This window comes from Promicromonospora sp. NPDC057138 (genome assembly GCF_042670845.1).
Taxonomy (GTDB): Bacteria; Actinomycetota; Actinomycetes; order Actinomycetales; family Cellulomonadaceae; genus Promicromonospora.
On the sequence record NZ_JBHUUX010000024.1, the window covers coordinates 62595 to 76622 of the forward strand.

Sequence of the window (14028 nt, forward strand, 5' to 3'; positions counted from 1 at the left end):
CGGAGCACCCCTCGGCATGCGGAAAGATGCGCGCATGAGGTTCGAGTATTTCGCAGTCCCGGACGACGAGACCGCAGCCCTGACCATCGACGGCGGCGAGATCGACGGAAGCGTGGCATCCCACGTCGTCGACCCCGCCTCGGTGCTGGGCCAGCTGGAGCGGTTGCTCGGCGGCCCGGTCGGGGACGACGGCCTGCGCAGCGCGCAGCTCGTCGCCGAGAGCCCGGACGGCGCCCGGCTCGTGATCCGGCTGTCCAACCACCTGGTGTCCCTCTTCGGCATGGTGCGGCCGACGACGCTGGACGACGTCGTGCGGCACTGGTCGCTCTCCCGGCGGTTCCGGCGCGCCGACCCGGAGGACCTGAACGCCTTCGCCGCCGGCCTGCACGAGCTGTGCAAGGGCAGCGGCCTGCGCGTCTACTGCCGGGCGACGGCGGACGAGGCCGAGCTGGCCGCAGCCATGGCGCCGGCCTCGGCCGGGCTGGCCGGCGGGGACTCCGACGAGCCGAGGCCACTGCCCCGACGCCGCTGACGATCGAGGTTTCATCGACGTGGCGACCCCGGCTGGGGCGACGGGCGGTGGCAGTCCACTCCTCCTGACCTGGGTTCAGCAGGTCCCGGACGACCGTAATTCGACGGTGAATGGTCGCTCCGAGCCTGCTGAACACGAGTCAGTCCGGACCGGACGCCGGACAGCGCGCCTCAGCGGGTGGTCGGGGCGTCGTTCGCGTAGATGTCCCGGTAGAGGCGGAGCGCCCCGGTGGTGAGCTCCTGGCGGTCGCGTCCCGCGAACCGGCCGATCGCCAGGGCCTCCGGCGTCGGCGTCTCGCCAGTGAGCGCGCGGCGGAGCATGCGGACTGCGCCCGCCGCGTGGGTGACCCAGAGCGCCTGAGCGATCCAGACGCCGGGCGCATCCGGGTGCGGGCCCAGGAACGGCAGGTTGTCGGGTGTCACCGCGAAGACCCCGTTGACCCGCTCCTCGGGCTCGAACCGCGCCGCCGGGTCGAGAAGCTGCTGCGCCTCGTCGATCGCCGGCGTGAGGTCGGGCGACCAGGCCAGCCCGGTGCCCTGGTCGAGGGTGTCCTGCTCGATCGCGACGGGTGCGTGGTCGTAGGACCCCAGGCCGAGGCGGTCGCCGTGCACCCGGCCGTAGACGTGCTGCTCGGGCCAGCGGAGGAAGGGGCCCTCGCGCAGGTCGGAGCGCCGCGGGCCGTAGACGTAGGGGTGGGCGACCGGGACCAGCGGGAGCTCGATCCCGACCAGGTCCGCGAGGGTCGGACCCCAGACCCCGGCGGCGAGGACGACGTCGTCGGCGGCCCACGTCTCGCCGTCCTTCGTCCGCACTGTGGCCCGCTGCCCGGGGGTGATGCCGACGACCTCGGCGCCGCCGACGAACCGTGCGCCCGCGGCGGTCGCCTGCCGGCGCAGGGCGGCGGTGAGGACGGCGGGGGCGGCGGTGCCGTCCAGCTCGTAGTGCCAGGCCGCCACCACACGGTCCACGTTCACCAGGGACCCGACAGAGCCGGGCAGGGAGCCGCGGCCCCTCTCCGTGACCAGCAGGCCGGCTGCGCGGGCCTGCTCGGCCCGCTGGGACAGCTCGTGGGCGCCGTCGTCGGAGGTGGCGATCTCGATCCCGCCCGACCGCGAGAAGCCGGAACCGAGCGACGCATACACCTCGGCGGACTCACGCGCGAGGGCCGTGAGGATCGGCGCCTCGTTGTACAGGCCGACGAGCCCGGGCGCGAGCGACGTCGAGCCGCGCGGTGCGCCGGCCTCCCGCTCGAGTACGGTCACCTCGAACCCGTCCAACGCCGCGAGCTCCGCTGCGAGGGCGGTTCCGACCACTCCAGCTCCGATGATCACGATCTGACGCGCCATGTTTCACTGCCTTCCTGCGGTATGTGGTACCGGCCGGTCGAGCCGACCTTCCGTGGCCATCGATTTCGGCGATCGTAGCGACGAACAAATCGCTTTCGCGGGTCCAGGAGCTCACCTACGCTCCGGAGCGTGAGCTCGTTCGAGGCCTTGCGCGACCTGCCCCACCGTGAAGCGGCCGGGCGCCTGCTCGCCGAGGGCTGGAACGTGTGCGGCATCGGGGACTGGGCCACGGTCTGGCGCTCGCCGGACGGAACGCAGGTCGCCCGGGTGAGTCCGTTCGAGCCGGCCTACGAGGTCTTCGTCGAGCTGTGCCGCCGCCTCGAGGGACACTCGCTGCTGCCGCGAGTCGACTTCGACGCTCCCCTGGGGGGTGGGGGTCGCCTCACGGTGCTGGAGTTCCTGCTGCCGGCAGAGTCGGCCGAGGCGGACGGCGTCGTCGAGCGCTGGGCTGCTGCCCTGCCGGACGACCCGATCACCCAGGTCCGTCGCATGGCCGAACAGCTCGACGCCGAGGCGGCCGCGCAGATTCCGTTCTGGGGCGGGCTCGACCACAACCCGGGCAACGTCATGAAGAACGTCGCCGGCGAGCTCAAGCTCGTCGACCTGTTCTATGCCGCCGGCCTGGAGATCTACCGGGTGCTGCTGGAGGACCCGGCGAAGATCGCCGAGTCCTTCGCACCCGAGCGGCGCGAGCACATCTGCGACATCGCGGCTCTGGCCCGCATGTCGTCACCGGATGAGATGGCGGCACTTCGGACGGCGGCGGCGAGCATCGCTTAGGGTCCTCTCTCGGTGACCGCCGATCACGTGAGCAGGTGCTCGGGTACCGCCAGATCCTCGTGGCCGAACAGGTCGGTCAGGGCTTGCGGATCGTCTTCCGCGCAGGTCTCGGCAAGTGTGTCGATCAGCTGGTCGTAGTCGTGGCCCGTCTTGCCCTCGAACGCGGCAGTCATCCGGCCCCATTCGTCCCAGGGCAGCATCTCGCGGTTGCACAGCGCGGCGAGATCGCGGACGGCGTTGGCGCTGATCTCGGCCGGCCCCCAGGCGTGGTCCGTGCCGGGCACTCCGAACCGCTGCCCGTCGATCAGCCCCGCCCGGTACCGGGTCCAGGCCTCGCCACCGGTCAGGAACTCGCCCGGCGCGAGATCCTCGAGACGGTCGACATAACCCTTGCCGAGATGTTCGGTGTCGACGCGCACCCAGCGTTGATCGTCGGCGTCCCAGTACTCGGTGATCCAGTGGTCGAAGCCGTGTCCCTCGCGGAAGTAGGTCCCGAAACCGCACCGGGCCCGCGCGGGAATGCCCCGCGCCCGCAGGAACGCGCAGGCGAGAGTGGTGAAGTGACGGCATGTCCCGACCACCCGCTTGTCGGGTGTTCTGCCGTCGTGCAGCGGAGACGGATCGAGCGCGGTGAGCACGGCCAGCAGCTTGCTCGCCGGCCGGATGTTCTTCTCCGGAATCCGGTCATCACCGACCCCGGCCGCTGTGGCGTCGTGGGGCTGGATCACGAGGCCTTGCACGACGGCGCAGATGCCCACGGGATCGTCCGGCAGCCCGTCGACAAGCTGATTCTGCGCCGCGTCCAGACTGGTGAAGCGTCCGGGCCGGGAGTAGCTGAGCGCGTCATCGGTCATGGCACGGGATCGTACGGGGCAGGTCTGACACTCGAGCGGGAGGTCGCCGAGCCCTGACCTTGCTTCAGCAGGCTCCGGCAGAGCCATGACCCCGGGGCGGATGGTCGCCGCGAGCCTGCTGAACACGGGTCAGTCGGTAGTGCCGTGGGACCGGCGGGCCAGGTCCGCGCCGTCCTGCCAGGTCTTGAGGCGGCGCTCGTAGATGCCCGTGACGATCTGCTGCGCCTGCGCGCCGAACAGCGCGCGCAGCGGCGGGTGCTCGCTGTCCACGATCTCCAGCAGCGCCTCGGCGGCTGCGGCGGGTGAGCCGGGCGCCTGCCCGCCCCGCCGTCGGGCAGCAGCTTCGCGGACGAAGTCGTAGGTCGCTGACGGCGCGGAGGTGCGGGCGGACGGCCCGGCCCAGTCGGTGTCGAAGCCGCCCGGCTCGACGAGGGTCACGCGGATGCCCAGCGGCTCGACCTCGATCGCAAGCGACTCGCTGACCGCCTCCAGGGCCCACTTCGACGCGTGGTACGCGCCCAGGTTCGCGAAGGCGCCGACGCCGCCGATGCTCGACATCTGCACCACGTGCCCGCTGCCCTGCTCGCGCAGGATCGGCAGGGCCGCCTGCGTCACCCACATCGCTCCGAAGAAGTTCGTCTCGAGCTGGGCGCGCAGCTCCGCCTCGGTGACCTCCTCCACTGCGCCGAAGTGCCCGTACCCGGCGTTGTTGACGACGACATCGATCCGGCCGAACCGTTCGTGCGCCTGCCGGACGGCGGCCTCGTCGGCCGCGCGGTCGGTGACGTCGAGCTGGAGCGGCAGGATCCGGTCGCCGTACTCGGCCGCGAGGTCGTCGAGGGCCGAGAGCGAGCGGGCGGTGGCGGCCACCTGGTCGCCGCGGCGCAGGACCGCGAGGGCGAACTCGCGGCCGAAGCCGCGGGATGTGCCGGTGATGAACCAAACCTTGGACATGGGATCTCCTTGCTCGTTGGTCTGCTCGTTGATCTGCTTGCTGGTCTGCGCGCTCATCGCTGGGCCGCCGGGCGCACGATGATCTCGTTCACGTCGACGTCGGCCGGCTGGTCGAGGGCGAACGAGATGGCGCGGGCGATCGCGTCGGCCGGGATGAGGTTGCGGCGGAAGGCCTTCATGTAGGTCTGCGCGCCGGCGTCGGAGATGTGGTCGGCCAGCTCGCTCTCGACCGTGCCGGGCGTGATCGTGGTGGCGCGGATGCTCGGGTCCGCCTCCATGCGCAGGCCCTCGGTGATCGCCCAGGCCGCGAACTTGGTGGCGGAGTAGACGGCCGACGTCGGATACACCTCGTGCGCACCGATCGAGGCGACCGTGACGACGTGCCCGCCGGCCTGCCGCTCGAAGTGCGGCAGCACCGCGGCGATGCCGTGGAGCAGCCCCTTTACGTTGACGTCGATCATCTGGTCCCACTCGTCGACCAGGAGGGCGTCGAGCCTGGACAGCGGCATGACGCCCGCGTTGTTCACGATGACGTCGATGCGCCCGTGCTCCTCGACGACGCGGTCGACGACGGCTCGCACGGCGTCGCGGTCGGTCACGTCGAGGCGCTGGGCGCTGGCCTGGCCGCCGTCTGCCCGAATCCTTTCCACCAGCGCCTGGAGGCGGTCGGTGCGGCGGGCGCCGAGGACGATCCGGTGGCCCTCGGACGCGAGCCGCAGCGCGGTGGCTTCGCCGATGCCGCTGCTCGCGCCGGTGACGAGGACGACCTTGGAGGTCTGGGTGTTCGTCTCTGTGGTCATGGATCCAGGCTGCGGCGCCGCCGGGAGCCCAGGAAGGACGCCGTCTTCCTGGGTGCAGCACACCCTGGATAGGCGCGGCGGGCCGAGTACCGTCGAAGGCATGACCTCATCACCGCTCGGCGACTACCTGCGCAGCAGGCGGGCCCAGCTGACGCCGGAGGCGCTCGGGCTGCCCGTGTACGGGAGGCGTCGCGTCGTCGGCCTGCGCCGTGAGGAGGTGGCGATGCTGACGGGCGTCAGCGTGGACTACTACATCCGGCTGGAGCAGGGGCGCGAGGTGAGCCCGTCGCCGCAGGTGCTCGACTCGCTCGGCGAGGTGCTGCGCCTGGACCACGATGGTCGGCAGCACCTGTACCGCCTGGCCGGCCTGAGCCCCCGGCCTGAGCCGCCGGCGCCCGTCGAAGAGGTGGACGCGTCGCTGCTGGAGCTGATGCTCTCCTGGCGGGACAGCCCGGCGATCGTGCTCGGCCGGGCGTTCGACGTGCTGGCGACCAACCCGCTCGGCGAGGCGCTGTTCGGCGGGTTCCCGTTCTCGCGGAACCTGACGCGCATGACGTTCCTCGATCCGGGCGCGCGGACGTTCTATCCCGACTGGCACCTGGTCGCGGAGAACACGGTCGCCGGGCTGCGCCTGGCCGACGGGCTGACGCCGGGCGACCCCGCCATCCGAGGCGTCGTCGACGAGCTGCGCGTGAAGAGCCCGGACTTCGTGGCGATGTGGGACCAGCACGACGCGCGGGGGAAGCGGCTGACGGCGAAGCGGTTCCAGCACCCCGAGGTCGGTCACATGGAGCTGCGGGTGCACGTGTTCGACGTGCGCGGGGCGCCAGGGCAGGAACTCGTGGTCTATCACGCGACGCCGGGCTCGGCGGCGGCGGAGGCACTGTCGCTGCTGGGGACGATCGCGGCTACGCGGGCGGTCGGCTGAGGCTGCCGGACTCTGTCAAACTTGAGGTGTGACAGACCGGATCCCCACCGGCGTACCTACCCGGCCCGGTCCTCGGCCCAGGGTCGACATCCCGTACCCCCGCTTGTCCCCAGGACTGCGCAGCTACTTCGCGACCGAGGGCGGGGGCGCGACGCTCCTGCTCGCGGCGTCGGCCATCGCGCTGGTGTGGGCGAACGTGGCGGGCGCCTCGTACAACGAGCTCTGGGAGACGCCGGTCAACCTCACGGTCGGCACCTGGGAGCTGCACCTGACGTTGCACCACTGGGTCAACGACTTCCTCATGGCCGTGTTCTTCCTGGTGGTCGGCGTCGAGGTCAACCGCGAGCTGACCGTGGGGGAGCTGCGCAGCTTCCGCGCCGCGTCCGTCCCGCTCTTCGGCGCCATCGGCGGGCTGGCGGTCCCGATCGGCATCTACCTGCTGATCAACCCGTCCGGTCCCGACGCGTCCGGGTGGGGCCTGCCGATGTCCACGGACACGGCGTTCGTCATCGGCGTGCTCGCGCTGGTCGGGCCGCGCTGTCCTGATCAGCTCCGCATCTTCCTGCTGACGTTGGCGATCTTCGACGACATCGGCGCCATCACCCTGCTCGGCATCTTCTACTCCGACGCGCTGATGGTGGGCGCGCTCGTCCTCGCGGCGTTCCTCGCGGTGGTCCTGTTCGCCATGCGCTGGATCGGCGTCTGGCAGATCGCCCCGTACCTGATCGTGGGCGCGCTCCTGTGGGTGGTGGTGCTCGAGTCCGGGCTGCACCCCACGCTCGCGGGCGTGGTGGTGGGTCTCGCCGTCCCGACGGCGCGGCACGGGAACGACGACGAGGCGCGCCTCCACTTCGGGTTCTACGGCCGCGCGCTCATGGAGGAGCTCGATCCGGCCCGGTCGCGGCTCGCCGTCCGGGCCGCGCAGTCCGCCGTCCCGACGAGCGACCGCCTGCTCGACGCGCTGCACCCGCTGAGCTCCTACGTCGTCGTGCCGGTGTTCGGGCTCGCGAACGCGGGCGTCGTGCTGTCCGGCGAGTCGATCGGCGCAGCCCTGTCCAGCCCGGTGACGCTCGGCGTGCTGGTCGGTCTGGTGCTCGGCAAGGGGATCGGCGTGTTCGTCGGGGCGATGATCGCGCTGGTGACGGGGATCGGCACCCTGCCAGGTCAGGTGCGGTACGGGCACCTCGCCGGGGGCGCGTTCCTGTGCGGGATCGGCTTCACGATCGCGCTGTTCGTCAGCGAGCTCGCCTTCGACGACGACGCGCTCGTCAACGAGGCGAAGGTCGGCATCATCGTGGGCTCGATCGTGTCCGGCGTCCTCGGCGCGGTGATCCTTCGCTACTTCGGCGACCGCCTGCCCCTGTGCTCGCCGAACGAGGCCAGCGGCCCGCCGCCGCTCCCCGAGGGAGCCTGGCGCCCGCCTGCGTGAGCGTCGTCCGGCTCAGTGCGCCGGAGTCGTGTCGCCGGGTGCCAGCGCACCGTTGGCTTCGGGTGCTGCCACCTGTCCCTGTGCCGTGGTGGCGTCGTCGCCGGCAGGTGCGTTCGCCGCTGCTGCCGCTTCCTCACGGGCCAAGAAGGTGCCGAGCTCGCCGATGGTGCTCATCAGCGGCGCGGGGAACACGACCGTGGTGTTCTTGTCGACGCCGAGCTCGACCAACGTCTGCAGGTTGCGCAGCTGCAACGCCAGCGGATGCGCCATCATGATGTCGGAGGCGTCGCCCAGCTTCGAAGCGGCGAGGTGCTCACCTTCGGCGTTGATGATCTTCGCGCGCTTCTCCCGCTCGGCTTCGGCCTGACGTGCCATGGCGCGTTTCATGCTCTCGGGCAGCTGGATGTCCTTGAGCTCGACCAAGGTGACCTGGAGGCCCCACTCGGTGGTGGTGCGATCGAGGATCAGGCGGATGTCCTCGTTGATGTGGTCGGTCTCCGCCAGGATCTCGTCGAGGGCGTGCTGCCCGACAACGTTCCGCAGCGTGGTCTGGGCGATCTGGTTGATGGCTGAGGTGACGTTTTCGATCACGATCACGGACTTCACGGCGTCGACCACCCGGAAGTAGGCGACTGCGGCCACGTCGACGCTGACGTTGTCCTTCGTGATGATGCCCTGGGACTGGATCGGCATGGTGACGATCCGCAGGGAGATGCGATGCAGTACGTCGACCACCGGGATGATGATCCGAAGTCCTGGGTCGCGGGTGCCCTCGAGTCGGCCGAACCGGAAGAGCACACCCTTCTCGTACTGCTTGACGATCTTGACGGCCATTGCGAGGCCGATCACGACCAGAATCAGAATCAGGATCAGGATCCAGGCCCAGGCGCTCATCGGAATGCTCCGCAAGGTCCGCGCAAGGAGCCGTCAGCTGGCGGTCCGGCCTTCGACGTCATCATGACGCCCCACCCTCTCGAGAAGGTCCTGGACCAGTCCGGGTAGAGGCGCCCTGGACTCGGTCATTCCTCACGATACTCCGGCGAGAACCCGCAGTGCCGTCACGTGCTCCTGGCGCGGTAGGGGCAGGCGTTACCGGCGGAAGCGGGCGCGCTTGCGCGACATCGACATCGTGTCCCGCAGGTCGGTGACCGTGACGTCGCCCAGGTACGGCTCGCCGTTGATGAACAGCGTGGGCGTGCCGTGCACCCCGGCGTCGATGCCCGCCTGGTAGTCCTTGCGGACGGCGTTGGCGAACCGCTGCGCGGGTTCGCCCACCAGGGCGGCCGTGTCGAGGTCGAGCTGCTCGCCGTAGCGGATGATGGACGCGTCGTCGAGGCTGTTCTGGTTCTTGAAGAGCAGGCCCGCCATCGGCCAGAACGCGCCCTGGTGACCCGCGGCCTCGGCGGCGAGGGCCGCAGTCAGCGCGTACGGGTGCGGCTCGAACAGGGGGAAGTGGCGCCACACCAGGCGGACCCGGCCCTCGGAACTGTTGATGAGCTCGTGCAGGACGGGCTTGGCCGCTCCGCAGTACGGGCACTCGAAGTCGCCGAACTCCGTGATCGTGAAGGGCGCCTCCGGGTTGCCGTACGCCCAGCGGAAGGCGAACTCTCCCTCGTGCGGGTCGACCTGCGCAGCGAGCGGGGTCGCTTCCCGCGTGCCGTCGGACTCTGCGTTCGTCATGGCCTCATCCTCGCACCGGCCTGAGACGTCAGGGGAGCGAGTGTGACGGGCGGCACCGCGCCGGAGGCGGCCGAGTCGCGCAGCAGCTCGGCCAGGTCGTGGGGCGGTGCCGGCTCCTCGGTGAGGGTCGCCGCGGTGATCCGGTCGAGCCGGAAGCCGCGCCCGGCCTGCCGCGTGCGGCACCAGGCGATGAGGTACCAGCGGCTGTCCGCGGTGAGCAGTCCGGCCGGTTCCACGAGGCGGTCGCTCTCGTGGCCTGCGGCGTCGACGTAGGCCAGCCGCAGGACCGTGCCGGTCGCGACCGCCTGCTCCACCGCGGCATGGACCACCGGATCGAACGACGACGGCAGCGTCACGATCTGCTGGGCGAGGCGCTGGGTCGCGACTGAGGCAGGCCCGGTCATCGACGCCGCGATCTTGAGGGCCGCCGAGCGCGCCGCTCCCGCGTACGGGGCGGAGGCATCGGCCGCTGCGAGCGCGACGGCCAGCGCCGAGGCCTCGGCCGCGGTGAACCGCATCGGCGGCAGCGTCATCTCGGGGTCGATCGACCAGCCTCCGCCCCGCCCGGAGGTGGAGCGCACCGGGACGCCGGCCTCCATCAGGGTCTGGAGGTCGCGCTGCACCGTGCGGGCATGCACCTCGAACCGGACGGCGAGGGCCGCGACGGTCAGTGATCGCGGCGCGGCCGCGCGCAGCTCTTCCACCAGCGCGTAGAGCCGGGCCGTACGGTTCACGGTGCCGACGCTACCTTCCTGCCGCGAGTTCCCGGCGAGTTCCCGCGGCGAGCAGGAAGTCCTCCTCGCGCCGCAGCTCCCGCTCGGTGATGGTCAGGGGGAACAGGGTGAAGCCGTGCATGGCGCCGGCGACGACGTCGAGTCGGACGGGCGCGCCCGCCGCTCGCCACCGCTGCGCCAGGAACAGGGAGTCGTCCAGCAGCGGGTCCTCGGTCCCGACGACCATCCGGGCCGGCGGCAGGCCGGTCAGGTCGGCGAACAGCGGCGAGACCTCGGGGTCGCGGCGCTGTTCCGCCTCCAGCGCGGGGGTGAAAAGCTCGTAGCTGCCCCGGATGCTCGCGGTGTTGCTCAGGAGCTGGCGCTCTCCGAACAGCCGCTGGCTCGGCGTCATCGACAGGTCGTACGGGCCGAAGGACAGGTGAGCCGCCTGGAACGCACCGGTGACGCCGTGCCGGTCGCGAAGCCGCAGCAGGGTCACCACGCTCAGGTGGGCTCCGGCGGACTCGCCCCCGATCAGCAAGCGTTGCGTGCCGAACTCGGCGGCCGCCTCGTCGACCAGCCACCGCGCGGCGGCCTCGCAGTCGTCGGGCCCGGCGGGGAACGGGTGCTCGGGCGCGAGGCGGTAGTCCACGCTGACCACTGCCAGCCGTGCCCGCTCCGCGAGCCGCCATAGCCTCTCGTCCTGGCCGCTCGCCGAGCCGAACGCCCAGCCGCCGCCGTGCACGTGCAGGTACACGCTGTCGACCTGGTCGGGCACGAACACTCTGACTCCCACCCCGCCCGCGACGACGCGGTCGCGGCCCTGCGGCAGGGTGACGGGCGGCGTGTCGCCGCCGAGGCGGTTGCGCCGCAGTGCGGCCAGCAGGGCGGCGTCCGGCATGCCCGCGCGAGCCGGGCGCGCCGCGGCCGCGGCAGCGAAGCTCTCGTTGAACTCCAGGGTCTCGGCGAGGCAGTCCTCGTCTGTGATCGTCATGCTGTCGACGGTCGCAGGCGCCCGCGACAACGTCGTGTCACCTTTTCCCGGTGACTTGCGTCACGTCAGAACCGGTAGTGGAGCACCCGCGCGCCCTGCCGGGACAGCGCCGCGCTGTGCGACATGAGCCGGGTCAGCGCCCGCACCGGCTGCGGGAACGCAGCGACCTCCGGGGCGCGGGTGAGCAGCTGCTCCTCGACGAGGGTGAGCCCCGCGTCCCACCGCTCCGGCTCGCGCGGATCGTCGAAACCCTCGGCCGCGTCGATGCCGAGCGCCTTGATGGTGGGGTGGTACTTCATCGCCCATGCGGCGAACCGGGTGTAGCCGTTGAGCGCGAGCTCGCCGGTGGGCAGGTGCTCGGTCAGTGCCCTGGCCATGGTCCGGAACGAGGCGCCGGGCAGGAAGGGCAGCAGTCCCTCGGCCACGATCATCGCGGGCCGGTCGCCCGGTACGTCCCGCAGCCAGCCGGGCTGGGTCACGTCCGCGCCGACGACGTGCGAGCGCTCCCCGAGGAGCTCGCGGCGCAGGTCCGCGACCACGGGCAGATCGACGTCGTACCAGTCGACGCCGGACGGCGGGGCGCACCGGACCACTCGCGTGTCCAGGCCGCACCCCAGGTCGAGCACGACGGCGTCGGGGTGGGCGGTGACGAACCGGCGGACCATGTCGTCGAGCTTCCGGGCGCGCAGCGCGGTGCTGGCGACGAGGCTGGGCTTCAGCTTGAGCCGGGCGAAGTCGTAGTCGATCCGGTCCGCGAACTCCGCCGAGAGCGCGTCGCCGAGGATGGGCTCGGGTGCCCTGCTGTCGAGCGCTCGCGCGTGCAGCGTGAGCAGCAGCGTCTCCTGGACGGGGTCGAGGCCGAGGTGCGCTTCGTGCAGCATCAGTTCTCCTGGCGCTTCAGGGGGTTGCGGGCGGCGATGTCCTGCAGCCAGGTCAGGGACTCCCTGGCAGCCTCGATCCGTTCGGTGCCCTTGCCGCCCGCGACGGCGAAGCCCTCGTCGGCGATGTCGCCGAACGCCCCGAGACTGTCGAGCTTGCGCTGGACCACGCGGTGCCAGGCGTCGTCCTCGATGCGGTAGTACGTGGTGCGTTCGCCGGGGCGACGGACCTTCCGCACGAGGCCGATGGTCGTGAGGAACCGCATGTTCGACGTGAGCGACGCGCGGCTGGCCTGGATGGTGTCGGCGATGTCGCCGGCGGACTGCTCGGCCGGGTCGCAGATCATCAGCAGGCCGAGGACGCGCCCGGTGATCGGCGGCAGCCCCCACTCCTCGACGCAGAAGGTCGCTACCCGCTCCACCCACTGCAGGATCCGGTCCTGGTCGCCCATGTCAGGTGACGTTACCAGATAATTCAGTCGCGACTGAAACAGATGTCATTCTGGGTCAGGTGCGGCGGCCTGTCGCGGCGTCGAGCAGCGTCTCCGCCGCCGCCCGCGCCTGGTGCGCGGCGTCGGGGGTGCCCGCGATGGCGGCCGTCGTCTGCGCGCCCTCGGCGAGGATGGCGAGCTGCGGCGCCAGGGCAGCGGGCGCGCCGACGTCGGCCACGAGGCGGGCGACGTACTCCTGGAAGCTGCGCTTCTGCTCGCGGACGGCGTCCACTATCGCCGTCGAGCTGGCGCCCAGCTCGCCGTGGGTGTTGATGAACGCGCACCCGCGGAACTCCGGCTCCCGGAACCAGCCGTCCAGGAAGTCGAAGATCGCGAGGATGCGCTCGCGGGCCGACGTCGCCCGCTCCGAGGCGGACTCCAGCCCGGCGTCCCAGACGGCGGTGCGGTGGTGGAGGACGGCAACGATCAGCTCGTCCTTCGAGGCGAAGAGCGAGTAGATCCGCTTGAGCGACACGCCCGCCGCCGTCCGCACGGCGTCCATGCCCACCGCCTGGACGCCGCGCGCGTAGAACAGCTCGTCCGCGGCCCGGATCACGGACTCCCGGGCGGTCGTCTCGTCGATCATTCGAAATCACCCTGTCTTCAGCTCCGCACGACTTGCGCGGAGAACGTTCGTTCTCTACTGTAGCGGACAGCGGCAGAGAACGACCGTTCTCGGCCGGGCGAAGGATCGGAAAGGGAACGGATCATGGGTTTCATCACGGTCGGCACCGAGAACAGCACCAGCACCGAGCTCTACTACGAGGACCACGGCTCGGGTCAGCCGGTAGTCCTCATCCACGGCTACCCGCTGGACGGCAACAGCTGGGAGCGCCAGTCGCGCGAGCTGATCGCCGCGGGCTACCGCGTCATCACCTACGACCGCCGCGGGTTCGGGCAGTCGAGCAAGGTCGGGGCCGGCTACGACTACGACACCTTCGCCGCCGACCTGAACGCGGTGCTGACCACCCTCGACCTGCGCGACGTCATCCTCGTCGGCTTCTCGATGGGCACCGGCGAGCTGGCCCGCTACGTGAAGAACTACGGCCACGAGCGCGTCGCCAAGCTCGCGTTCCTCGCCTCGCTCGAGCCGTTCCTGGTCGCGACCGACGACAACCCGGGCGGCGTGCCGCAGTCGGTCTTCGACGGCATCGCCGAGACGGCTCGTGCGGACCGCTTCGCGTGGTTCACGAACTTCTACCAGGACTTCTACAACCTGGACGAGAACCTCGGCAGCCGGATCAGCCAGGAGGCCGTCACGGCGAGCTGGAACACGGCGACGCGGAGCGCCCCGGTCGCGGCGTACGCCGTCGTCTCCGCCTGGATCGAGGACTTCCGGGCCGACGTCGAGGCGGTGCGTGCCGCAGGCAAGCCGTCGCTGATCCTGCACGGGACCAAGGACAACATCCTCCCGATCGACGCCACGGCCCGCCCGTTCCACAAGGCGCTCCCCGAGGCCGAGTACGTCGAGATCGAGGGCGCGCCGCACGGCCTGCTCTGGACCCACGCGGACGAGGTGAACAAGGCGCTGCTGGCCTTCGTCCAGGCCTGACGCACGCTCGGCTGCTGCGCGGCTGACGCCAGGGTGAATGGTCGGCAAAAGGTCAGGTCATCGGTAACCCGAGTTGCCGATGACCTGACCTTTTGCC

16 protein-coding genes are annotated in these 14028 nt (G+C 71.1%); 5 read left to right on the top strand and 11 right to left on the bottom strand.

Going from position 1 to position 14028, the window contains the following annotated elements:
- Positions 1-34: 34 nt before the first annotated feature.
- On the top strand, positions 35-532 hold the full coding sequence (locus tag ACFT2C_RS15010; protein ID WP_377207859.1) for a hypothetical protein: 498 nt from the start codon (positions 35-37) through the stop codon (positions 530-532).
- Between the two features lie 170 nt (positions 533-702).
- Here ACFT2C_RS15010 and ACFT2C_RS15015 read toward each other — a convergent pair whose 3' ends face one another.
- On the bottom strand, positions 703-1878 hold the full coding sequence (locus ACFT2C_RS15015; RefSeq protein WP_377207860.1) for an NAD(P)/FAD-dependent oxidoreductase: 1176 nt from the start codon (positions 1876-1878) through the stop codon (positions 703-705).
- A 129-nt stretch (positions 1879-2007) separates the two neighbouring features.
- Here ACFT2C_RS15015 and ACFT2C_RS15020 point away from each other — a divergent pair, with 129 nt between their 5' ends.
- The gene (locus tag ACFT2C_RS15020) at positions 2008-2658 is read left to right on the top strand and encodes a hypothetical protein (protein ID WP_377207861.1); all 651 of its coding nucleotides are present in this window, start codon (positions 2008-2010) and stop codon (positions 2656-2658) included.
- Positions 2659-2681: 23 nt separating this feature from the next.
- Here the strand turns inward: ACFT2C_RS15020 and ACFT2C_RS15025 are convergent, their stop codons facing one another.
- The 3 genes from ACFT2C_RS15025 to ACFT2C_RS15035 form a co-directional block, all read right to left on the bottom strand.
- A complete protein-coding gene (locus ACFT2C_RS15025; RefSeq protein WP_377207862.1) occupies positions 2682-3512 on the bottom strand; it encodes a transglutaminase family protein in 831 nt (276 codons plus the stop codon).
- Between the two features lie 129 nt (positions 3513-3641).
- On the bottom strand, positions 3642-4466 hold the full coding sequence (locus ACFT2C_RS15030) for an SDR family NAD(P)-dependent oxidoreductase (RefSeq protein ID WP_377207863.1): 825 nt from the start codon (positions 4464-4466) through the stop codon (positions 3642-3644).
- Positions 4467-4519: 53 nt separating this feature from the next.
- Complete coding sequence (locus tag ACFT2C_RS15035; protein WP_377207864.1) at positions 4520-5266, bottom strand: SDR family oxidoreductase; 747 nt, start codon at positions 5264-5266, stop codon at positions 4520-4522.
- Between the two features lie 100 nt (positions 5267-5366).
- Between ACFT2C_RS15035 and ACFT2C_RS15040 the strand changes: the two genes are divergently transcribed.
- Together ACFT2C_RS15040 and nhaA are read left to right on the top strand one after the other, a co-directional pair.
- Positions 5367-6194: a helix-turn-helix transcriptional regulator gene (locus tag ACFT2C_RS15040; RefSeq protein ID WP_377207865.1), complete on the top strand. Its 828-nt coding sequence runs from the start codon at positions 5367-5369 to the stop codon at positions 6192-6194.
- 28 nt (positions 6195-6222) lie between these two features.
- Positions 6223-7623, top strand: coding sequence for a Na+/H+ antiporter NhaA (gene nhaA, locus ACFT2C_RS15045; protein ID WP_377207866.1), 1401 nt, complete (start codon positions 6223-6225; stop codon positions 7621-7623).
- Positions 7624-7635: 12 nt separating this feature from the next.
- On the opposite strand, the gene ACFT2C_RS15050 is transcribed toward nhaA, so the two are convergent.
- From ACFT2C_RS15050 to ACFT2C_RS15080, 7 genes are all read right to left on the bottom strand, one after another.
- Positions 7636-8517 (bottom strand): slipin family protein, encoded by an 882-nt coding sequence (locus ACFT2C_RS15050; RefSeq protein ID WP_377207867.1) that lies wholly within the window; start codon positions 8515-8517, stop codon positions 7636-7638.
- A gap of 195 nt (positions 8518-8712) precedes the next feature.
- Positions 8713-9303 carry a DsbA family protein gene (locus tag ACFT2C_RS15055; RefSeq protein ID WP_377207868.1) on the bottom strand — a complete coding sequence of 197 codons (591 nt, stop codon included), beginning with the start codon at positions 9301-9303 and terminating at the stop codon, positions 8713-8715.
- Positions 9300-10037, bottom strand: coding sequence for a helix-turn-helix transcriptional regulator (locus ACFT2C_RS15060; RefSeq protein WP_377207869.1), 738 nt, complete (start codon positions 10035-10037; stop codon positions 9300-9302). Before ACFT2C_RS15060 ends, ACFT2C_RS15055 begins: the two co-directional genes overlap by 4 nt.
- 10 nt (positions 10038-10047) lie before the next feature.
- Entirely contained in the window at positions 10048-11010 is a 963-nt protein-coding gene (locus ACFT2C_RS15065; protein WP_377207870.1) for an alpha/beta hydrolase, read from the bottom strand.
- A gap of 65 nt (positions 11011-11075) precedes the next feature.
- The gene (locus tag ACFT2C_RS15070) at positions 11076-11891 is read right to left on the bottom strand and encodes a class I SAM-dependent methyltransferase (RefSeq protein ID WP_377207871.1); all 816 of its coding nucleotides are present in this window, start codon (positions 11889-11891) and stop codon (positions 11076-11078) included.
- Positions 11891-12340 (bottom strand): GbsR/MarR family transcriptional regulator, encoded by a 450-nt coding sequence (locus ACFT2C_RS15075; RefSeq protein ID WP_377207872.1) that lies wholly within the window; start codon positions 12338-12340, stop codon positions 11891-11893. The genes ACFT2C_RS15070 and ACFT2C_RS15075 overlap by 1 nt, the downstream gene beginning before the upstream one ends.
- Positions 12341-12395: 55 nt before the next feature.
- Positions 12396-12965, bottom strand: a complete 570-nt coding sequence (locus tag ACFT2C_RS15080) for a TetR/AcrR family transcriptional regulator (RefSeq protein WP_377207873.1) — start codon at positions 12963-12965, stop codon at positions 12396-12398.
- 123 nt (positions 12966-13088) lie between these two features.
- Between ACFT2C_RS15080 and ACFT2C_RS15085 the strand changes: the two genes are divergently transcribed.
- A complete protein-coding gene (locus tag ACFT2C_RS15085) occupies positions 13089-13931 on the top strand; it encodes an alpha/beta fold hydrolase (protein WP_377207874.1) in 843 nt (280 codons plus the stop codon).
- The last annotated feature ends 97 nt before the right edge of the window (positions 13932-14028 follow it).